Raw genomic sequence first — 19,721 nt, 5'->3', positions numbered from 1 at the left:
CACGAGGTCATCCGAGAGGAGGACCAAACCCCATGAAACCGTGCCGACCGGCCTCTTCCCCGCATCTTGACGGGTTCCCTACGCCCCCGGGCGGATTGTTGACGCGATCCATACGCGCCCGTCCGGCACCGGCCGTACGCACCCGCCTGCCGCAGGTCGCACCGGCGCCGGCGCGGCCTACGGCAGACCGCGCGGCCTACGGCAGACGGCGCCGCCTACGGCAGACGGCGCAGCAGGTAGGTGTCCATGATCCAGCCCTTGCGCTCGCGCGCCTGCTCCCGCAGCTCGCGGATGCGCCCGGCGACCTCGGACACCGGCCCCTCGACCAGGATCTCGTCCGGGGTGCCGAGGTAGGCGCCCCAGTAGATGTGGAAGCCGTCCATGCCCTCGAAGGCGCAGCGGGAGTCCAGCATGACCACCATGTCGTCCGCGCTCGCTCCCTCCTCGGAGAGGCGGCGCCCGGTGGTGATGTGCACCGGCCGGCCGACCTGGGTGAGGCTGGTGCGGTGGCGCGCGGTCAGCACCGAGACGCTGCTGATCCCGGGGACGACCTCGTAGGGGAAGGGCAGGCGCTCCAGGATGGCCAGCGTGCTGTCGTAGACGCCGGGGTCGCCCCAGACGAGGAAGGCCCCGGTCTGCCCCTCGGCCAGCTCCTCGTCGATCATGCGCCCGTAGAGCTCGGCGCGGCGCGCCCGCCAGTCCTCGACGGCGGCGGCGTAGGCGGGGGCGGTGCGGTCCCGCTCGGGGTCGCGCGCCTCCACGATCCGGTACGGCGGGCGGCCGTGGGCCTCGATGAGCTCGTGGCGGAGCCGGACCAGGTCCTGCTTGACCTCGCCCTTGTCGAGGATGAAGAACACGTCCGCGGCGGCGATCGCCTTGGCGCCCTGGAAGGTGAGATGGTCGGGGTCGCCCGCGCCGATGCCGATGATCAGTAGCCGCTTCACAGGTAAGAGTGTGCCATGCGGTGACTTGTACGATATTGCCCGATCTTTCATCGGAGGAGGCACGTGAACCTGGCCCGGCGCCGCGTGATCACCGTCGTCGGCATCGGGGCCGACGGATGGGACGGACTGCCCCCGGCCTCCCGGCAGGCACTCGCCGCCGCCGAGGTCCTGGTCGGCAGCCCCAGGCAGCTCGACCTCGTGCCGGAGAGCCCCGCGCCGCCCGGCCCCGTGCCGGAGGGCCCCGCACCGCGGAGCGGCGGCCCGGCGCACCCGCCCGCCCGGGGGACGGCCGCCGAGCGCGTCCCGCTCCCCTCGCCGCTGCTGCCCAGCCTCCCCGCGCTGGTCGAGTCGCTCGACGGGCGTGAGGCCTGTGTGCTGGCCAGCGGCGACCCCATGTTCCACGGCATCGGCTCGACGCTGGTGCGGCTGCTGGGCGCCGAGCGGGTCCGGGTGCTGCCGCACGTCTCCTCCGTCTCCCTCGCCTGCGCGCGCCTCGGCTGGCCGGTCGAGAACGTCGAGGTGGTGAGCCTGGTCGGCCGCCCGCCCGCCGCGCTGCACGCGGCCCTCGCGCCCGGCCGCCGGGTGCTCGTGCTCGGCGGCTCGCCCGAGGCCGTCGGCCGGCTGCTGGACGAGCGCGGCTACGGCCCCAGCCGGGTCACGGTCCTGTCCGACCTGGGTTCGCCCGCCGAGTCGGTACGCCCGGGTACCGGGCCCGCGCCCTCCGGCCTCCACGTGATCGCCGTCGACTGCGTGGCCGCGCCCGGGACCGAGCCGCTGTCCCGGGCGTCCGGGCTGCCCGACGGCGCGTTCGAGCACGACGGCCAGCTGACCAAGCGCGAGGTCCGCGCGGTCAGCCTGTCCCGGCTCGCGCCGCTCCCCGGCGAGCTGCTGTGGGACGTGGGCGCGGGCGCGGGCAGCATCGCGATCGAGTGGATGCGCACCCACCCGTCGTGCGCGGCCGTGGCGGTCGAGAGCAGGGCCGAGCGGGCCGGGCGGATCCGGCGCAACGCCGACGCGCTGGGCGTGCCCGCGCTCCGCGTCGTCGAGGGGAAGGCGCCCGCGGCCCTGGAGGGGCTGCCCGCGCCGGACGCCGTGTTCGTCGGCGGCGGCGCGACCGCACCCGGCCTGATCGAGACCTGCTGGGCGGCGCTGCGCCCGGGCGGCCGGCTGGTCGTCAACGCCGTCACGCTGGAGTCGGAGGCGCTGGTGACGCAGTGGTACGGCAGGCTCGGCGGCGACCTGGTCCGCCTGGCCGTGCAGCGGGCCTCGCCGGTGGGCGGCTTCACCGGCTGGCGCGCGGCCATGCCGGTGACCGTCTGGTCGGTCACCAAGCGGGACGCGGCCGGGACCGGGGCCGAGCGGGACACCTCCGGGGCGGAGGCCGGCAGGGAAGGCCGTAGCGTGGCGCACGCCACCGGCGAAGACGGCGGACACCTCATCGGGAAGGACGGGAACATGACCGGATCCGCCGAGGCGGCGGCGCCGTGACGGTGTACTTCATCGGCGCCGGTCCGGGCGCCGCCGACCTGATCACCGTGCGGGGGCTCCGCCTGCTGGAGTCGTCGCCCGTGTGCCTGTACGCGGGCTCCCTCGTCCCCCGCGAGCTGCTCGACGCCTGCCCGGAGGGCGCGCACCTGGTCGACACCGCGGACCTCACCCTCGACCGGATCATCGACGAGATCGCCGCCGCGCACGCCCGGGGCCTGGACGTGGCGCGGCTGCACTCCGGCGACCCCTCGATCTTCAGCGCCGTGGCCGAGCAGATGCGCAGGCTGGACGCGCTCGGCGTGCCGTACGAGGTCGTGCCCGGCGTGCCGGCGTTCGCGGCGGCCGCGGCCTCGCTGGGGCGCGAGCTGACCGTCCCCGGCGTCGGGCAGACGGTCGTGCTGACCCGGACCTCGGCCCGGGCCACGCCGATGCCCCCCGGGGAGGACCTGGCGACGCTGGGCGCGAGCCGCGCCACGATGGTGCTGCACCTTGCGGTCCAGCGGATCGACGCGGTGGTGGCGGAGCTGCTGCCGTCCTACGGCCCCGACTGCCCGGTGGCCGTGGTCGCCTACGCGGGCCGGAAGGACGAGGTGGTCCTGCGCGGCACCCTGGCCGACATCGCCGCGCGGGTGCACGAGGCGGGGATCAGGCGCACCGCGGTCATCATCGTGGGCCGGGTGCTGACGGCCACGCAGTTCCCCGACAGCCATCTCTACAGCGCCGACCGGGAGCGGCCGTGCGGCGCGTCCTGATCCTGGGCGGCACCGCCGAGGCCCGCGCGCTGGCCGCCGAGCTGACCGCCGCGGGCGTCCGGGTGGTCTCGTCGCTGGCCGGGCGGGTCACCGATCCGCGGCTCCCCGTCGGCGAGGTGCGCGAGGGCGGCTTCGGCGGCCCCGACGGCCTGGCCGCCTGGCTGGCCGCCGAGGGCGTCGACGCGCTGGTCGACGCCACCCACCCGTTCGCCGCCCGGATGACCGCCTCGGCCGCCGAGGCCGCCCGCCGTACCGGGGTGCCGCTGCTCGTGCTGCGCCGCCCGGGCTGGCGGGAGGGGCCCGGCGACGACTGGCTGCGGGTCCCCTCGCTGCAGGCCGCCGCCGACCTGCTCGTCGCACCCGCCGGAGCCGGCGCGGTCACCCGGGTCTTCCTCACCACCGGGCGCAGGAGCCTGCCGGTCTTCGCCGGCCTGCCCGGGGTGTGGCTGCTGGCCAGGTCGGTCGATCCACCCGAGCCGCCGGTCCCGGACAACGTCCACGTGGTGCTGGACCGCGGGCCGTACACCGTCGAGGGCGAGCGCGCGCTCATCCGCGAGCACCGGCTCGACGTGCTGGTCACCAAGGACAGCGGCGGGCGGATGACCACGGCGAAGCTCGTCGCCGCCCGCGAGCTGGGCCTAAAGGTGATCATGGTGGACCGGCCGCCGCCCCCCGCGGGGGTGCGGCGTGTGGAGACCGCGGCGGAGGCCGCGGCCTGGGTCCTGGACCTCCCGGCGGCCCAGGACTGACGGACTCGGCGCGGCGGCCGGCGCCGGCGGCTCAGGGCCGCGCCAGGTAGTCGGCTAGAGCGCCGCGGCTGCGCTGGAGGCTGTCGATCCGCTCGTCCATGGCCGCCAGCTCCCCGTTCAGGACGGCCCACAGGTCCGCGCACCAGTCGATGTCCGGGCGCTCGCCCCGCGCGCACGGCAGCACGGCCCGGATCACCTCGGTGGACAGACCGGCCTTCAGCAGGGCGCGGATCTGCCGCACCGCGACCACGGAGTCCTCGTCGTAGCGGCGGTAGCCGTTCGGCCCGCGCTCGGCGTCGAGCAGTCCCTGCTCCTCGTAGTAGCGCAGCAGCCGCGGACTCACCCCGGTGCGCCGGGACAACTCACCGATCAGCATGGGAACCGCCTCGTCCGGAGTTGACCTTCCCATCGATGTGAAGCCTTAACGTCACCCCATGGGCGGACATTCCAGGTCCGACTGTCCGTCTGATCACCGAAGACCCCGTCCCGCTGGAGTGATGCATGTCCACTTTCGTTGCCCAACGTAACGGCCGCACGGCGACCGCGGAGGAGCTGGCGCCACTCGCCTTCGCGGGCTACGCGCACTTCACGGCCATGCAGGTGCGCGGAGGCCGGGTACGCGGCCTCGACCTCCATCTGGAGCGGTTGCGGTCCGCCTCCCTGGAGTTGTTCGGGCGGGCGCTGCCCGACGACCGGGTGCGGGAATGCCTGCGGGCGGCGCTCCGGGCCGGGCCGGCCGACCTGTCGCTCACGGCCACCGTCTACTCCCCAGCGGGTGAGTTCACCGCGGCCGAGACGGACGCGCAGCCCGAACTGCTGGTACGCACCGGACCGGCGGCGTCCGGCCCGGCAGGGCCGCTCGCGCTGGCGGCGGTCGAGTACGAGCGGGTCCTCCCCTCCGTGAAGCACGTCGGAGAAGTGGCCAAGACGTACTTCCTCCGCCAGGCCGTCGGGCAGGGCTTCGACGACGCCGCCTTCGTCGACCGCCGGGGCCGGCTCAGCGAGGGGTCGATCTGGAATCTGGCCTTCTGGGACGGCGGCACCGTGGTGTGGCCCGAGGCCGAGATGCTGGGCGGCACCACGATGGGCATCGTCCGCCGGCAGTTGGACCGACTCGGCGTGCCCCAGCGAGTCCAGGAGATCACCGTCGCCGGCCTGCCGGCGATGGCGGGGGCCGTGGTCATGAACTCGTGGACACCGGGAGTGGCGGTGCGCCGGATCGGCTCCGTACCCCTGCCTGAAGCGCCCTCCTTCGTGCAGGTGCTGCACCGGGCCTACCAGGCCGAACCGCTCACCTCGCCGTGAGGACCGCTCCGGCCGCTTCCCGGACCGCCTCGACCGCTCCGGCCGCGGCCCGGACCCGGCGCTCCCCAGGGGAACCGGACCCGGCGCTCCCGGCGGACCCGGGCCCGCGGGAACCATGACGGCCGGAGACGGGCTCAGGGGCGCAGGACCACCTTGCCGAAGGCCGCGCCCGATTCGAGACGCTCGTGCGCGAGCGACGCCTGGGCCAGGGGGAGGACCTCGTCGGTGACGCCCCGCAGCGCACCGCGGGCCGCGAGGTCGAAGACGGTCTTCAGCCCCGACCGCCGCCGCTCGGCACCGACCGAGCTGAGGCTGAACATGAGCAGTGACGGGGAGTGCTGGAAGCGCCCCAGCAGACCGGCGGCGAAGTCCGGGGCGGGGAACCCGCCGGCCGCGCCGCACACGACGTAGCGGCCGCCGGGCCGCAGCCGTCCGAGATGACGGCCGAGGTCGGCACCGGCCACGGGGTCGACGACGACGTCGTAGGCGGCGTCCTCGCCGTCCCGGGTGGAGAGCCCGAGCCCGCCCAGCCGCCCGGCATGCGCCGCCGAGCGGGTGGCCGCGGTCACCTCGGCCCCGAGGTGCGCCGCCATCTGGGCGGCCATCAGCCCCACGCCGCCGCTGGCACCGCGGACCAGGACGCTCTCCCCGGCGGTCACGCCGGCCCGTTCGAGCAGCAGCCACGCCGTCAGCGCGTTGACGCCGAGCGCCACGGCCTGCGCCGGGGAGAGCTCCGGCGGCAGCGCCACGACCTCGTCGGCCACCGCCCACTCGGCGTAGCCGCCCCCGCCGAGCATGGCGTAGACCCGCTCGCCGGTCGCCTCGGCGACGCCCGCCACCTCCAGCCCCGGGACGAACCCGGGAACCGGGAAGCCCGGGTCCTGCCCGCGGCGGGACATCACGTCGACGTGCCCGACCCCCGCCGCCTCCACCTCGATCAGCGTCTGTCCCGGCCCGGGGACGGGATCGGGGAGATCGACGAGACGCAGGGCGCCCCCGTCGTCGAACGAATGCACAGTGATCGCCTTCATGCCCCCACCGTAGGGATCATCGGACGTATGGGACGATGCTCGGGACGACCTGATCCATACGAGATCGTGCAGAGCGGATGGCGGTGGACCTCTTCAGCGACGTGATCGACAGCATGCGGACCGGACGGAAGTCGTTCTGCCGGACCCGCGGCACCGGCCGGTGGGGCAGGCGGCTCGACGCGTTCTCCGGGACGGGTTTCCACGTCGTGCTGGACGGCGGCGGCTGGCTCGTCACGCCGTCCGCGCCGTCCGCGCCGCCGGTGCGGCTCGGCGCGGGCGACGTGGTGTTCGTCCCGCACGGCGCGGCGCACGGGCTGAGCGGAACCCCGGACCGGCCCTTCGCCGAGCTGCCCGCGGCGCCGGACGCGCTCCCGCCGCAGGACCCCGGCGCGCCGTACGCGGACGTGGTGTGCGGCGCCTACCGGCTGGACAGAGGCCGGGCCCACCCCTTCCTGCTCGGCCTCCCCGACGTGATCCACCTGCGCGCCGGCCGTCACCCCGCCATGCGCACGCTGGTCGACCTGCTGGCCGGACGGCCGGAGTCCGGGTCGGGGGCGGGCGCCGCCGTACCCGCCCTGATCGACCTGCTCCTGGTCCATCTGCTGCGCGCCTGGCACGACGACGCGGGCCCGCCCGCGGCGCCGGACGACCCCGCCATCGCGACCGCCCTGCACCGGATCCACCACGACCCCCGGCGCAGGTGGACGGTGGAGGAGCTCGGTGCCGAGGTCGGCATGTCCCGCACCGCGTTCGCCCGCCGCTTCACCTCGCTCGTCGGCCTCCCGCCGATGACGTATCTGACCAACCAGCGGCTCAACCACGGCGCGCGGCTGCTCCGGGAGACCGACGCGCCGCTGGCGTCGATCGCCCGCCAGGTCGGCTACGGCTCGGAGTTCGCCTTCGCCAACGCCTTCCGGCGGGAGTTCGGGACGGCGCCGGGCCGGTACCGGCGCCGGGAACGCGCCCTCGGCGGCGACCGGCCCGGGACGGCCGCTCAGCCCGGGTAGCGGCGCGGCGTGTAGACCGTCCCCCGCTCCGTCACCCGGGTGGTGGAGGAGCCGACGATGAGCAGGCAGCGCATGTCCACCCGCGCCGGGTCGAGCTCGCCGAGGGTCGTGACGGTGACGCTCTCCTCCGCGCCGCCGACGTTCCGGCCGACCACCACCGGGGTGCCCGGGTCGCGGTGCTCCAGCAGCAGGTCGCGGGCGGCGGCCAGCTGCCAGGTACGGCTCCGCGAGGCCGGGTTGTAGATCGCCAGCACGAGGTCCGCCCGGGCCGCGGCGGTGACGCGCTCGGCGACGACCTCCCACGGCTTGAGGATGTCCGACAGGGAGATCACGCAGTAGTCGTGGCCGAGCGGCGCGCCGACCCGGCTCGCGACCGCCTGCGCGGCGGTCAGCCCGGGCACGACCCGCACCGGCACGTCGGGGAAGTCGGCGGCGACCTCCAGGACCGCGCTGGCCATCGCGAACACGCCGGGGTCGCCGGAGGAGACCACCGCCACGCGCCTGCCCTCGCGGGCCAGCTCCAGCGCGTGCCGGGCCCGCTCCGCCTCGACCCGGTTGTCGGTGCGGTGGCGGCGCTGGCGCGGGTTCGGCTCGACCCGGTCGACGTAGGGACCGTAGCCGACCAGGTCGGTGGCGGCCGCCAGGGCCTCCTGCGCCTCGGGCGTGAGCCAGGGGCGCCCGGCCGGGCCCAGCCCCACGACCACGACCTCCCCGGCCGCCCCGGGCAGCCCCCGCTCGGCCTCCCGCCGGACCTCCTGCACGGCCTCCCCCCCGGCCTCCCGCTCTGCCGCGAACGCGCGCTCGGCCGGGCTGGGCAGCAGGGCGAGGGAGAAGTACGGCACGCCGTCCGGGTCGACGTCCTTGAGCGGCGCGATCCGCTCGGCGCCCATGGTGGCCCGCTCGACGTACCAGGCGTCGTCGAGCCGCCCGGCCTCGGCGAGGGCCTCGCGCACCTTGGTGAAGGTCCGCCCCAGCTTGAGCACCGCCGCCGAGTCGGCGGCGCGCAGCCGCTCGGCCAGCACCTCGCCCGGCAGCGTGCCGGGCAGCACCGTCAGCGTCTCGTCCCGCTCCACCAGCGGCCGCCCCAGCACCGCGGCCGCCGCGCTGACCGAGGTCACCCCCGGCACCACCTCGGTCGGGTAGCGGTGGGCGAGCCGCTTGTGCATGTGCATGTAGGAGCCGTAGAAGAGCGGGTCGCCCTCACTCAGCACCACCACGGTCCGGCCCGCGTCGAGGTGGGCGGCGAGCCGGTCCGCGCACTCGGCGTAGAAGTCGTCCAGCGCCCCCTGGTAGCCGCCCGGGTGGTCGGTCGTCTCGGTGGTCAGCGGGTACAGCAGCAGTTCCTCGATCTGGCCCTGGCGCATGTACGGCGACGCGATGGAGCGGGCGATGCTGCGGCCGTGCCGGGCGGCGTGGTAGGCGATCACATCGGCCTCGCCGATCAGCCGGGCGGTCTTGACCGTGACCAGCTCGGGGTCGCCGGGACCGAGGCCGACGCCGTACAGGCGTCCCGTCATGGTGATCACTCCTCTTCGCTGGCGATGGCGTTGATCGCCGCCGCCGTCATCGCACTGCCGCCCCGGCGGCCGTGCACCACCAGGTGCTCCAGGTCGCTCTCCGCCAGGGCCAGCTTGGACTCCGCCGCGCCGATGAAGCCGACCGGGATGCCGAGCACCGCCGCCGGGCGGCCCGCGCCCTCGGCGACCAGCTCCAGCAGGCGGAACAGCGCGGTCGGCGCGTTGCCGATCGCGACCACGGATCCGTCGAGCCGGTCCCGCCAGAGCTCCAGGGCGGCGGCGCTGCGGGTGGTGCCGAGCCGCTCGGCCAGGGCCGGCACCCGGGGGTCGCCCAGGGTGCACAGGATCTCGTTGTCCGCGGGGAGCCTGCGCCTGGTCACGCCGGAGGCGACCATCATGGCGTCGCACAGCACCGGCGCCCCCGCCCGCAGCGCGGCCCTGGCCTCGCGGACCGCCCCCGGCGACCAGGCCAGGTCGGTCACGAGGTCCGTCATGCCGCACGCGTGGATCATCCGGACGGCGACCTGCGCGACCTCGGGCGGCATGCCGCTCAGGTCGGTCTCGGCGCGGATCGTGGCGAACGAGCGCCGGTAGATCTCGGCGCCGTCGCGGATGTAGTCGGTCCCGGCGCCGATGGCCGCGCCGCCCGGCGCGCCGTACCCGCCCGGGCCCCCCGGCGCGCCGGGGTCCGCGCTCCGCCCGGTCGCCGGGCCCGTCCCCGCCGCACCGCCCGGCGCGCCGGGCCCTCCGTACCCTCCGTGCCCGCCGATGTCCCCGCTCCGCTCCGTCACGGCTGCCTCTCCTCGTATCCGTCGCCGGTGGCCGTCATGGAGACCACCCGGCCTCGCGGGAGTCCGCACCGCCGCGCGCATCCCGCCCAGTGGACCGGCGTGTCCGGCGCCGCGTCGCGGGCGAGCACCCAGCGGGTCGCGTCCGCCCGCACGTCGGCGAGCGACTTCGCGCAACCGGGGCTGCCGGTGCAGGCGCTCACGCCGGTCCAGGGCGAGCCGGGGTCGGTCACCAGGCCGCGGGCCGCGAGCCCGGCCGCCAGGTCCGCCGCCCGGGCGGGGGCGACATCCGGCAGCACGGCCGTGCGCCACGGCGTCAGCCGCACCTCGGCGGCGCTCTCCGCCGCGGCGGCCAGGGCCCGCGCCTGGCCGGGGGTGAGCCGCCCGAGCGGGATCAGGGCCTGCACCGCCGTACGGCCGCCGGGCAGGTGGAGCACGCCGACGCGGCGCTCCGGCGGGCCGTCCGCCAGCCGGACGGCCCCGGCCGCCCCGGAGCCCTCCGCCCCGCCGCCGGGCTCGCCGCCGAGGAGGGCCGCGATCCGGCCCGGGCCGTCGGCGATCTCGGCGATGCGCCACTCCGTGTCGCGCAGGCGCAGGAACGCCTCGGCGGCGTCCAGCATGAGCGGGACCGCCGTGTCCGGGTGCACGTCCAGTCCGGCGTCCCGGCCGGCCAGCAGCAGGCGGCCGCCGGAGCAGGTCACGTCCGCCTCCAGCTCCAGTCCCACGTCGCCGAGGGCGAAGAGGAACCGGCCGGGCAGCTCCGCCAGCGCCGGGCGCGCGCACAGCGCCTCGTCGAGCGCGGCCACCGCGTCCCGGTCGCCGAACGGCGAGGCGACGATGTTCCGCACCCGCTCGTGGGTGACGGAGGGCAGCAGCCCCGCGGCGGCGATCCGCTCCGCGAAGGTGCCCGCGCCCGCCGCGGGCAGGCCGCGCACCTGGACGTTGGCCCGCGAGGTCAGCTCGATCACGCCCGAGCCCAGCTCCTCCGCGCAGGCGGCGAGCTCGCGCAGCTGGGCCGCGGAGACCACCCCGCCCGGGAGTCGGACGCGCGCGAGCAGCCCGTCGGCGGCCTGGTGCACCTGCAGCGCTCCCGGACAGGCATCGAGACGCGTTCGTCGGGGAACGCCGGATTTGGACACGGTGAGGATGGTAACGCCACTTCTGTCTGCCGTAGGCTTGCCCGCAGGCGAAGGCACGGAGGAAGCCGGTGAGAGTCCGGCGCGGTCCCGCCACTGTGACCGGGGAGCGAACCCCACCGCAGGCCACTGTCCGGAGACGGGCGGGAAGGCCGGGGGGAGCGGCGATCCGGGAGCCAGGAGACTCCGGCCCTCGCTACACCCGCGACCGGGGCGAGGACCCCGAGGGAGGAACTTCTCCGTGTCCGACGTACCCGGCGTGCCCGGCGCCCTTGACGCGCCCGGCGACGACCGCACCGTCCTGCTGCTGTCGACCTCCGACACCGACCTGCTGAGCGCCCGGGCCAGTGGTGCCCGCTACCGCCTCGGCAACCCCGCCCGGCTGCTCCCCGACGACCTGCCCGAGCTGCTGGAGGGCACCGACCTGGTCGTGGTGCGCCTGCTCGGCGGGCGCCGGGCCTGGGAGGAGGGGCTGGACGCCCTCCTGGCGGGCCCCCGCCCGGTCGTGGTCCTCGGCGGCGAGCAGGCGCCCGACGCGGAACTGATGGAGCTGTCCACGGTCAGCGGCGGCGTCTGCGCCGAGGCGCACGCCTACCTCGCCCACGGCGGCCCGGCGAACCTGGCCGAGCTGCACGCGTTCCTGTCCGACACGGTCCTGCTGACCGGCCGCGGCTTCGCGCCGCCCGCGGCGGCGCCCTCCTGGGGCCTGCTGGAGCGCACCTCCCGCGACGGGACCCACGCCGGCTCCCGCGACGGGACCCACGCCGGCTCCCAGGGCGACGCCCGCGGCGGGCAGGGCCCGGTGATCGGCGTGCTCTACTACCGGGCGCACCACATGGCGGGCAACACCGCCTTCGTCGAGGTGCTCTGCCGGGCGATCGAGGACGCGGGCGGCCGGGCCATGCCGGTCTTCTGCTCCTCGCTGCGGACCGCGGAGCCGGAACTGCTGGCCACCCTGCGCCGGGCCGACGCGCTGGTCGTGACCGTGCTGGCGGCGGGCGGCTCGCGCCCGGCGACCGCCGGGGCGGGCGGCGACGACGAGGCCTGGGACGTCGGCGCGCTCGCCGAGCTCGACGTGCCGATCCTCCAGGGGCTCTGCCTGACCACGAGCAGGCGGGCCTGGGAGGAGAACGACGACGGCCTGTCCCCGCTGGACGCGGCCTCGCAGGTGGCGATCCCCGAGTTCGACGGGCGGATCATCACGGTGCCGTTCTCGTTCAAGGAGGTCGACCGGGACGGGCTGACCGTCTACGAGGCCGACCCCGAGCGCGCCGCCCGGGTGGCCGGCATCGCCGTACGGCACGGCCTGCTCAGGCGCACCCCGCCCGCCGAGCGGCGGCTGGCCGTCATGCTGTCCGCCTACCCGACCAAGCACTCGCGGGTGGGCAACGCGGTCGGCCTGGACACGCCCGCCAGCACGGTGCGGCTGCTGGCGCGCCTCGCCGAGGCGGGCTACGACCTGGGCGAGGGCTTCCCCGGAGTGGCCGAGCAGGACGGCGACGCGCTCATCCACGCGCTGATCGCCGCCGGCGGGCAGGACGCGGACTGGCTGACCGAGGAGCAGCTCGCGGGCAACCCGGTGCGCATCTCCGCCGAGTCCTACCTCTCCTGGTACCGGACGCTGCCCGAGGACCTGCGGGCGGACATGGAGCGGCACTGGGGCCCGCCGCCGGGCGAGCTGTTCGTGCACGAGGGCGACATCGTGCTGGCCGCGCTGCGCGCCGGGAACCTCGTCGTCATGGTGCAGCCGCCGCGCGGCTTCGGCGAGAACCCGATCGCGATCTACCACGACCCCGACCTGCCGCCCAGCCACCACTACCTGGCCGCCTACCGGTGGCTGTCGGCCGAGTTCGGCGCGCACGCGGTGGTGCACGTGGGCAAGCACGGCAACCTGGAGTGGCTGCCCGGCAAGTCCGCGGGCCTGTCGGCCTCGTGCGCCGCCGACGCGGCCATCGGCGACCTGCCGCTGGTCTACCCGTTCCTGGTGAACGACCCCGGCGAGGGCACGCAGGCCAAGCGGCGCGCGCACGCCGTGCTCGTGGACCACCTGGTGCCGCCGATGGCCCGCGCGGAGACCTACGGCGACATCGCCCGGCTGGAGCAGCTGCTCGACGAGCACGCCTCGATCGCCGCGATGGACCCGGCCAAGCTGCCCGCGATCCGCGCGCAGATCTGGACCCTCATCCAGGCCGCGCGGCTCGACCACGACCTGGGGCTGGAGGACCGGCCGCACGACGCCGAGTTCGACGACTTCCTGCTGCACGTGGACGGCTGGCTCTGCGAGGTCAAGGACGCGCAGATCCGCGACGGGCTGCACGTGCTCGGGCAGGCGCCCGAGGGCGCGGCCCGGGTGGACCTGGTGCTGGCGATGCTGCGCGCCCGGCAGCTGTGGGCGGGCCGGCAGTCGCTGCCCGGCCTGCGGGAGGCGCTCGGGCTGGCCGAGGACGGCACGGCGGGCCTGGCGGCCGTGGACCGGGCCGAGGAGGTCGCCCGGGCGCTGGTCGAGGCGATGGAGGAGCGCGACTGGGACCCCGCGGCGGCGCCCGAGGTGGCGGCGGCGGTCCTGACCGGCGCGCCGTCCTCCCCCGGAGACACGCCTGATCCGTCCGGTGACACGCCTGATCCGTCCGAGAACGGCACACCGCCCTCCCCCGGGGACACGCCCGGCCCGTCCGGGAACGGCACACCGCCCTCCCCCGGGGACACGCCCGGCCCGTCCGGGAACGGCACACCGCCCTCCCCCGCCGGGCGGCTCGACCTCGTCACCCGCATCCTGGCCTTCGCCGCCACCGAGGCCGTGCCGCGGCTGCGCCGTACCACCGACGAGCTGGACCACGTGCTGCACGCCCTGGACGGCGGCTACGTCCCGGCCGGGCCCAGCGGGTCGCCGCTGCGCGGGCTGGTCAACGTGCTCCCGACCGGCCGCAACTTCTACTCCGTGGACCCGCGCGCGGTGCCCAGCAGGCTCGCCTGGGAGACCGGCCAGGCCATGGCCGACTCGCTCCTGGCCCGCTACCGCGCCGACCACGGCGACTGGCCCCGCTCGGTCGGCCTGTCGGTCTGGGGCACCAGCGCCATGCGCACCGCGGGCGACGACGTGGCCGAGGTGCTCGCCCTGCTCGGCGTCCGGCCGGAGTGGGACGAGGCGTCGCGGCGGGTGACGGGCCTGGAGCCGATCCCGCTCGCCGAGCTCGGCCGCCCCCGCATCGACGTGACCGTCCGCATCAGCGGCTTCTTCCGCGACGCCTTCCCGCACGTGGTCGCGATGCTCGACGACGCGGTCCGGCTGGTCGCCGGGCTCGACGAGCCGGAGGAGGACAACCACGTGCGCGCGCACGTGACCGCCGACCTGGCCGGGCACGGCGACGCGCGCCGGGCCACCATGCGCGTCTTCGGCTCCGCGCCGGGCGCCTACGGGGCCGGCCTGCTCCCGCTGATCGACAGCCGCAACTGGCGCGACGACGCCGACCTGGCCGAGGTCTACGCGGTGTGGGGCGGCTACGCCTACGGCCGCGGCCTGGAGGGCGTGCCCGCCCGGCAGGACATGGAGAACGCCTACCGGCGCATCGCCGTGGCCGCCAAGAACGTCGACACCCGTGAGCACGACATCGCCGACTCCGACGACTACTTCCAGTACCACGGCGGCATGGTCGCCACCGTGCGGGCGCTCACCGGCCGGGCCCCGGCCGCCTACGTCGGCGACAGCACCCGGCCGGACGCGGTCCGCACGCGCACGCTGGTGGAGGAGACCTCCCGGGTCTTCCGCGCCCGGGTGGTCAACCCGCGCTGGCTGGCCGCGATGCGCAGGCACGGCTACAAGGGCGCCTTCGAGCTGGCCGCGACCGTCGACTACCTGTTCGGCTACGACGCGACGACCGGCGTCATGGCCGACTGGATGTACGACAGGCTCGCCGAGGCCTACGTGCTCGACCCCGAGAACCAGGAGTTCATGGCCCGGTCGAACCCGTGGGCGCTGCACGGCATCGCCGAGCGCCTGCTGGAGGCCGCCGACCGGGGCATGTGGGAGCGCCCCGACCCCGACGTCCTGCGCGGCCTGCAGGAGGTCTACCTCAAGACCGAGGGCGACCTGGAGGACGACACCAGCCGCTGAGCCAGCCGCGGCGCCCCCGCCCAGTGCAGGTGCAGGTAGGACGCCGTCACGAGGGCGTCGCCGTACCCGTCGGCGCCGCCCTCCCAGCGCAGCAGCGGCTCGCCGATCCCCTCGACGGCGGTCCGGTGGAACTCGTGGCCGCGCAGCCGCTCGCCCGCCCGGGTGAGCGGCGAGTCCCGCAGCGCGACGGCCTCGCGGTAGCCGAGCGTGAGCCGGGGGGTCATCCGGGCGACGCCGGGCACCCGCCCGCACATGCGCCGCCCGTCCAGCTCCTCGCACAGGTAGAGCAGCCCGGCGCACTCGGCCGCGATCGGGCCGTCGAAGGCGGCGACCCGCTCGCGCAGCGGCTCGTTGGCCGCCAGCTGCGCCGCGTACACCTCGGGAAAGCCGCCGCCGACGACGATCGCGCCGGCCCCGTCGGGCAGCCGCTCGTCGTGGAGCGGGTCGAAGACCGCCACCTCGGCCCCGGCGGCGCGCAGCAGCTCCACGTGCTCGGCATACCCGAAGGTGAAGGCCGCCCCGCCCGCCACCGCGACGACCTTCCGGCCGCGCTCCCCGCGGTGCTCCCCCGCGTACGGCCCCGCGGACCGGTCCGCCGCCCCCCGGCCGCGTCCCGCCCCGGCCGGACCGGTCCGTCCGGCCGCGCCCGCCCGTCCGGTCCCGGACGGGCCGCCGGACCGGACGACCTCCTCCTCCGGGTCCCAGGCGGCGCCCGGCAGCGCGGGGGCCGTCGCGGCCAGCCGCACGAGCGCGTCGAGGTCGCAGGAGCGGGCCACCAGCTCCCCCAGCCGCGCCACCGCGGCCACCGCCTCGGCCTCCCGCTCCGCCGCCGGGATCAGCCCCAGGTGGCGCGAGGGGGTGGCCACCGCGTCGTCGCGGCGGATCACGCCCAGCACCGGGTGGCCGGCGAGCGCGGCGCGGCACAGCTCCTCGTGCCGGTCGGAGCCGACCCGGTTGAGGATCACGCCGCCCACCCGGACGCGCGGGTCGAAGGTGGCGAAGCCGTGCACGACCGCCGCCACCGACCGGCTCTGCCGGGCGGCGTCGACGACCAGGACCACGGGCGCGTCCAGCAGCCTGGCCAGGTGCGCGGTGGAGGCGAAGTCGCTCTCCCCCCGGCCGTCGAACAGGCCCATCACGCCCTCGACCACCGCGATGTCGCACCCCCGCGCCCCGTGCAGGAAGAGCGGCGCGATCCGCTCCTCCCCCACCAGCCAGGGGTCGAGGTTGCGCCCCGGGCGCCCGCAGGCCAGGGCGTGGTAGCCGGGGTCGATGTAGTCCGGCCCCACCTTGTGCGGGGAGACCCGCAGCCCGCGCGCCCGCAGCGCCGCCATCAGGCCGGTGGCCACCGTCGTCTTGCCGCTGCCGGAGGAGGGGGCGGCGATGACCAGCCTCGGGATCACCACTCGACGCCGCCCTTCCGCACGGCGGTGACCGCCGTCCCTCCGCCTGCGGCGGTCCGCGGACCTACCACTCGATGCCCTTCTGCCCCTTCTGCCCGGCGTCCATGGGATGGCGGACCTTGCCCATCTCCGTCACCAGGTCGGCCGCCTCGACCAGCCGCCCGGGCGCGTCCCTGCCCGTGATCACGACGTGCTGGTTGCCGGGGCGGGCGGCGAGCGTCTCCAGCACGTCGTCCAGGTCCAGCCAGCCCCACTTCAGCGGGTAGGTGAACTCGTCCAGCACGTAGAAGCGGTAGGTCTCCGCGGCCAGGTCGCGCTTGATCTGCGCCCAGCCCTCCCGCGCGTCGGCGGCGTGGTCGGCCTCGGTGCCGGGCCGCCGGATCCAGGACCAGCCCTCGCCCATCTTGTGCCAGGTCACCGGGCCGCCCTCGCCGCTGGCCCCGAGCAGGGTCAGCGCGCGCTCCTCGCCGATGCGCCACTTGGCGGACTTCACGAACTGGAACACCCCGATCGGCCAGCCCTGGTTCCAGGCGCGCAGCGCCATCCCGAAGGCGGCCGTGGACTTCCCCTTGCCCGGTCCCGTGTGCACCATCAGCAGCGGTCTCGTCCTGCGCTGCCGCGTGGTCAGCCCGTCGTCGGGCACGGTCTCCGGCTTGCCCTGAGGCATCTCACCCCGCCTTTCCGTAGTCGCGTCCCCGGCCGTGCCACCGGCCGTGTCCGCGGTCGTTCCCCTGGTCGTTCCCCTGGTCGTGCCACCGGCCGGGTGCCCGCCCGCGCCGGTGGCCCCGGACGACCGCGCCCAGGTCGGAGAGCGCGTCGAGGGGGACGGCCTCGGCGCCCAGCCGGGCCGCCAGCCGTACGGCGAGGCCGAGCCGGACGGGACCGCTCTCGCAGTCCACGACCACGCCCGCCGTCCCCCGTAGCAGCGCGGCGGCGCGGTCCACGTCCTCCTGCCCGGCCGGACCGCCCGCGGTGGCCCGGCCGTCGGTCACCAGCACCAGCAGCGGGCGCCGGGCCGGGTCCCGCAGCCGCTCCACGCGCAGCACCTCGGCCGCCCTGGCCAGGCCGGCCGCCAGCGGGGTGCGCCCGCCGGTCGGCAGCGCGCGCAGCCTGGCCGCGCCCGCCTCGACGGAGGAGGTGGGCGGGAGGACCAGCTCGGCGTCCCGTCCGCGGAAGACGATCAGTCCGATCTTGTCGCGCCGCTGGTAGGCGTCGAGCAGCAGGCTCAGCACCGCCGTCTTGACCGCGGTCATCCGCTTGCGCGCGGCCATCGAGCCGCTGGCGTCGACCACGAACAGCACGAGGTTGCCCTCCCTGCCCTCGCGCACGACCTCGCGCAGGTCGTCCTCGCGCAGCAGGAGGCCGGGCCCGCTGCGCCCCCGCCCGCGCTGGTGCGGGGCGGCGGCCAGCAGCGTCGCCGGCACGTGCAGGTCGCGGACCCCGCCCTCGGGGCGCCGGGAGCCGGTGCCGCGCCCGTGCCGGGTGCGCGAGCGCGAGCGCCGCCCGGCCGCGCCCTCGCCGATCCCGGGCACCGCCAGCAGGGGCACCCGGTACGGCGCGGCGGCCGCGGCCACCCGCCCACCGGTGTCCCCGGACGGCTCCCGGCCCGCCCGGCCGTCTCCGGCCTCGCGCCGGCCGTCCGGGTCCCGCGCGCCGTCCGGCGGCCCGTCCCGGCGGTCCTCGGGACCCGGCAGGCCGTCCCACCGGTCCTGCGGGTCCCGCCCACCGTCCTGCGGCGCGGCCGGTCCGGGCCCGTCCCGCGGCCCGTCGGGTCCGGGCCCGTCCTGCGGCCGGTCGCTCCCGGGCCCCTCCGCCTCCGGCCCGCCGGAGGCGCCGCCGTCCGCGTCGGGTCCGCGCGTGCCGTCCCCGTCCGGCCCCGCTCCCGGCGGCCGCGGGCCCGGGCCTCCCGGATCGTCGTCATCGTCGTCGCCCGAGGTCCGCTCCAGCAGCTCGTCCAGCAGCCTCTCGTCCAGCCCCGGCGCGTCGAACGGGTCGCGCCGCCGCCGGTGCGGCAGCGAGAGCCGCGCCGCCGCGCGCACGTCCTCGACGGTCACCGCGTCCCGGCCGTGCCAGGCGGCGTGGGCGATCGCGGTGCCGGCGGTGACCAGGTCGGCCCGGAGCCCGTCGACCTCGAACCCCGCGCACACCGCCGCGATCTGCCGCAGCCGCGCGTCCGGCAGCCGCACCTGCGGCACCCTCCGGCGCGCCCGGGCGATCCGGTCGGCCAGCGCGGCCTCCTCCTCCGCCCAGCGCGCCGCGAAGGCGGCGGGGTCGGCGTCGTAGGCGAGCCGCCGCCGGATCACCTCGGCCCGCTCGTCCGGGTCCCGCGACGCCCGCACCTCGACCGTCAGGCCGAACCGGTCGAGCAGCTGCGGGCGCAGCTCGCCCTCCTCCGGGTTCATGGTGCCGACCAGCAGGAAGCGCGCGGCGTGCCGTACCGACACCGACTCCCGCTCGACGTAGCAGACGCCCAGGGCGGCGGCGTCGAGCAGCAGGTCCACCAGGTGGTCGTGGAGGAGGTTGACCTCGTCCACGTACAGCACGCCGCGGTGGGCGGCGGCCAGCAGGCCGGGTTCGAACGCCTTCACGCCCTCGGTCAGCGCCCGCTCCACGTCGAGCGAGCCGGCCAGCCGGTCCTCCGAGGCGCCGACCGGCAGCTCGACCAGCGCGGCGGGGCGGCGCACCCGCCGCTCGCCCGGTCCGTGCGGCCCGTCCGGGCAGGCGGGGTCCGGCGCGTCCGGGTCGCAGGCGAACCGGCAGCCCGCCACGACGTCCACCGGCGGCAGCTGCGCGGCCAGGGCGCGGACGATGGTGGACTTGGCGGTGCCTTTCTCGCCGCGTACGAGCACGCCGCCCACCCGCGGTGAGACGGCGTTGAGCACCAGCGCCAGCTTCAGGTCGTCCAGCCCGACGACGGCGCTGAACGGGTAGGTGGTGATCACATCGTGGCCTTCCGGTTCACGTGGGCGACGCGCCAGCCGCCGCCGGCGACGGCGGTCAGTCCCGTGGTGGACAGCGGCGCGAGGTCGAAGCGCACGGTCCGCTCCGGGCCGAGGCCGAGCGCGTGGCCGAGAGCCGCCCTGATGGCGCCGGCGTCGCAGACGACGACGGCGTCCGGTTCCGCGTACGCGGAGTCGAGCCAGCCGGAGACGCGGGCCGCCAGGTCCGCCAGGCTCTCCCCGCCGTGCGGGGCCGCCCGCGGGTCGGCGAGCCAGGCGGCCAGCGCCTCCGGCTCCGTCTCGGCGACCCGCGCGTACGGCAGGCCGCGCCACCGCCCGGGGTCCGCCTCGCGCAGCTCCGGAACCTCCCGGGGCACCAGCCCGAGCGCGGCGGCGGTCTGCCGGGCGGCCGGAGCGGGCGAGACCCAGGCCGGTCGTCCGATCCGGGCCAGGGCCGCGGCCCTGGCGAGACCCGCCTGGTCGGCGTCCTCGTCGGCGGGGAAGCAGGCCGACCGCATGCCCGGCGTGGTGGCCTGCCGTACGAACAGCAC

At 76.6% G+C, this 19,721-nt stretch carries 16 protein-coding genes and 1 riboswitch; of the genes, 6 read left to right on the top strand and 10 right to left on the bottom strand.

The genetic code is table 11. The annotated features are described in order from the left end of the window. Nucleotides 1-215: 215 nt before the first annotated feature. Nucleotides 216-944 carry a precorrin-6A synthase (deacetylating) gene (gene cobF / locus ABD823_RS06270; RefSeq protein WP_344856826.1) on the bottom strand — a complete coding sequence of 243 codons (729 nt, stop codon included), beginning with the start codon at nucleotides 942-944 and terminating at the stop codon, nucleotides 216-218. Between the two features lie 63 nt (nucleotides 945-1,007). Here cobF and cbiE point away from each other — a divergent pair, with 63 nt between their 5' ends. Genes cbiE through ABD823_RS06255 form a run of 3 tightly spaced genes read left to right on the top strand, consistent with a single transcriptional unit; the run spans nucleotide 1,008 to nucleotide 3,933 of the window. Beyond that, nucleotides 1,008-2,432, top strand: a complete 1,425-nt coding sequence (gene cbiE / locus ABD823_RS06265) for a precorrin-6y C5,15-methyltransferase (decarboxylating) subunit CbiE (RefSeq protein ID WP_344856824.1) — start codon at nucleotides 1,008-1,010, stop codon at nucleotides 2,430-2,432. Beyond that, the gene (gene cobM, locus ABD823_RS06260; RefSeq protein WP_344856822.1) at nucleotides 2,429-3,184 is read left to right on the top strand and encodes a precorrin-4 C(11)-methyltransferase; all 756 of its coding nucleotides are present in this window, start codon (nucleotides 2,429-2,431) and stop codon (nucleotides 3,182-3,184) included. Before cbiE ends, cobM begins: the two co-directional genes overlap by 4 nt. Beyond that, on the top strand, nucleotides 3,169-3,933 hold the full coding sequence (locus tag ABD823_RS06255; RefSeq protein ID WP_344856820.1) for a cobalt-precorrin-6A reductase: 765 nt from the start codon (nucleotides 3,169-3,171) through the stop codon (nucleotides 3,931-3,933). The genes cobM and ABD823_RS06255 overlap by 16 nt, the downstream gene beginning before the upstream one ends. Nucleotides 3,934-3,964: 31 nt before the next feature. Here the strand turns inward: ABD823_RS06255 and ABD823_RS06250 are convergent, their stop codons facing one another. Then, nucleotides 3,965-4,309 (bottom strand): MerR family transcriptional regulator, encoded by a 345-nt coding sequence (locus ABD823_RS06250; protein WP_344856818.1) that lies wholly within the window; start codon nucleotides 4,307-4,309, stop codon nucleotides 3,965-3,967. Between the two features lie 125 nt (nucleotides 4,310-4,434). On the opposite strand from ABD823_RS06250, the gene ABD823_RS06245 reads away from it, so the two are divergent. Then, nucleotides 4,435-5,238: an aminotransferase class IV family protein gene (locus ABD823_RS06245; protein ID WP_344856816.1), complete on the top strand. Its 804-nt coding sequence runs from the start codon at nucleotides 4,435-4,437 to the stop codon at nucleotides 5,236-5,238. A gap of 134 nt (nucleotides 5,239-5,372) precedes the next feature. Here the strand turns inward: ABD823_RS06245 and ABD823_RS06240 are convergent, their stop codons facing one another. Continuing rightward, on the bottom strand, nucleotides 5,373-6,269 hold the full coding sequence (locus ABD823_RS06240; RefSeq protein ID WP_344856814.1) for a quinone oxidoreductase family protein: 897 nt from the start codon (nucleotides 6,267-6,269) through the stop codon (nucleotides 5,373-5,375). A 77-nt stretch (nucleotides 6,270-6,346) separates the two neighbouring features. Here ABD823_RS06240 and ABD823_RS06235 point away from each other — a divergent pair, with 77 nt between their 5' ends. Then, on the top strand, nucleotides 6,347-7,276 hold the full coding sequence (locus ABD823_RS06235; RefSeq protein WP_344856812.1) for an AraC family transcriptional regulator: 930 nt from the start codon (nucleotides 6,347-6,349) through the stop codon (nucleotides 7,274-7,276). On the opposite strand, the gene cobJ is transcribed toward ABD823_RS06235, so the two are convergent. The 3 genes from cobJ to ABD823_RS06220 all read right to left on the bottom strand — a co-directional run bounded on the left by cobJ (nucleotide 7,264) and on the right by ABD823_RS06220 (nucleotide 10,660). Further along, entirely contained in the window at nucleotides 7,264-8,793 is a 1,530-nt protein-coding gene (gene cobJ, locus ABD823_RS06230) for a precorrin-3B C(17)-methyltransferase (RefSeq protein ID WP_344856810.1), read from the bottom strand. The genes ABD823_RS06235 and cobJ overlap by 13 nt on opposite strands. Nucleotides 8,794-8,798: 5 nt before the next feature. Then, nucleotides 8,799-9,428 carry a precorrin-8X methylmutase gene (locus ABD823_RS06225; RefSeq protein WP_344856852.1) on the bottom strand — a complete coding sequence of 210 codons (630 nt, stop codon included), beginning with the start codon at nucleotides 9,426-9,428 and terminating at the stop codon, nucleotides 8,799-8,801. Between the two features lie 152 nt (nucleotides 9,429-9,580). Continuing rightward, complete coding sequence (locus tag ABD823_RS06220; RefSeq protein WP_344856808.1) at nucleotides 9,581-10,660, bottom strand: precorrin-3B synthase; 1,080 nt, start codon at nucleotides 10,658-10,660, stop codon at nucleotides 9,581-9,583. A gap of 76 nt (nucleotides 10,661-10,736) precedes the next feature. Then, nucleotides 10,737-10,926, top strand: a riboswitch (cobalamin riboswitch). A gap of 32 nt (nucleotides 10,927-10,958) precedes the next feature. On the opposite strand from ABD823_RS06220, the gene cobN reads away from it, so the two are divergent. Beyond that, on the top strand, nucleotides 10,959-14,828 hold the full coding sequence (cobN, locus tag ABD823_RS06215) for a cobaltochelatase subunit CobN (protein ID WP_344856806.1): 3,870 nt from the start codon (nucleotides 10,959-10,961) through the stop codon (nucleotides 14,826-14,828). Here cobN and ABD823_RS06210 read toward each other — a convergent pair. The 4 genes from ABD823_RS06210 to ABD823_RS06195 all read right to left on the bottom strand — a co-directional run bounded on the left by ABD823_RS06210 (nucleotide 14,783) and on the right by ABD823_RS06195 (nucleotide 19,721). Next, the gene (locus ABD823_RS06210; protein ID WP_344856850.1) at nucleotides 14,783-16,231 is read right to left on the bottom strand and encodes a cobyrinic acid a,c-diamide synthase CobB; all 1,449 of its coding nucleotides are present in this window, start codon (nucleotides 16,229-16,231) and stop codon (nucleotides 14,783-14,785) included. The two genes, cobN and ABD823_RS06210, sit on opposite strands and share 46 nt — an antisense overlap. Nucleotides 16,232-16,295: 64 nt before the next feature. Then, nucleotides 16,296-16,898: a cob(I)yrinic acid a,c-diamide adenosyltransferase gene (cobO, locus tag ABD823_RS06205; RefSeq protein WP_344856804.1), complete on the bottom strand. Its 603-nt coding sequence runs from the start codon at nucleotides 16,896-16,898 to the stop codon at nucleotides 16,296-16,298. A 1-nt stretch (nucleotide 16,899) separates the two neighbouring features. Beyond that, a complete protein-coding gene (locus tag ABD823_RS06200) occupies nucleotides 16,900-19,173 on the bottom strand; it encodes a putative cobaltochelatase (RefSeq protein WP_344856802.1) in 2,274 nt (757 codons plus the stop codon). Next, nucleotides 19,170-19,721 carry a histidine phosphatase family protein gene (locus ABD823_RS06195; RefSeq protein ID WP_344856800.1) on the bottom strand — a complete coding sequence of 184 codons (552 nt, stop codon included), beginning with the start codon at nucleotides 19,719-19,721 and terminating at the stop codon, nucleotides 19,170-19,172. The genes ABD823_RS06200 and ABD823_RS06195 overlap by 4 nt, the downstream gene beginning before the upstream one ends.

Source organism: Planomonospora alba (assembly GCF_039534085.1).
Classification (GTDB): Bacteria; Actinomycetota; Actinomycetes; order Streptosporangiales; family Streptosporangiaceae; genus Planomonospora_B; species Planomonospora_B alba.
Note: the sequence above shows the minus strand (reverse complement) of the source record. Positions and strands in the feature narration are given on the sequence as shown.

Bases quoted from the DNA above. Each gene is read 5' to 3' on its own strand.
- ABD823_RS06250 (WP_344856818.1), bottom strand. From the start codon at position 4,309: ATGCTGATCGGTGAGTTGTCCCGGCGCACCGGGGTGAGTCCGCGGCTG.
- ABD823_RS06245 (WP_344856816.1), top strand. From the start codon at position 4,435: ATGTCCACTTTCGTTGCCCAACGTAACGGCCGCACGGCGACCGCGGAG.
- ABD823_RS06240 (WP_344856814.1), bottom strand. From the start codon at position 6,269: ATGAAGGCGATCACTGTGCATTCGTTCGACGACGGGGGCGCCCTGCGT.
- ABD823_RS06235 (WP_344856812.1), top strand. From the start codon at position 6,347: ATGGCGGTGGACCTCTTCAGCGACGTGATCGACAGCATGCGGACCGGA.
- cobJ (WP_344856810.1), bottom strand. From the start codon at position 8,793: ATGACGGGACGCCTGTACGGCGTCGGCCTCGGTCCCGGCGACCCCGAG.
- cobO (WP_344856804.1), bottom strand. From the start codon at position 16,898: ATGCCTCAGGGCAAGCCGGAGACCGTGCCCGACGACGGGCTGACCACG.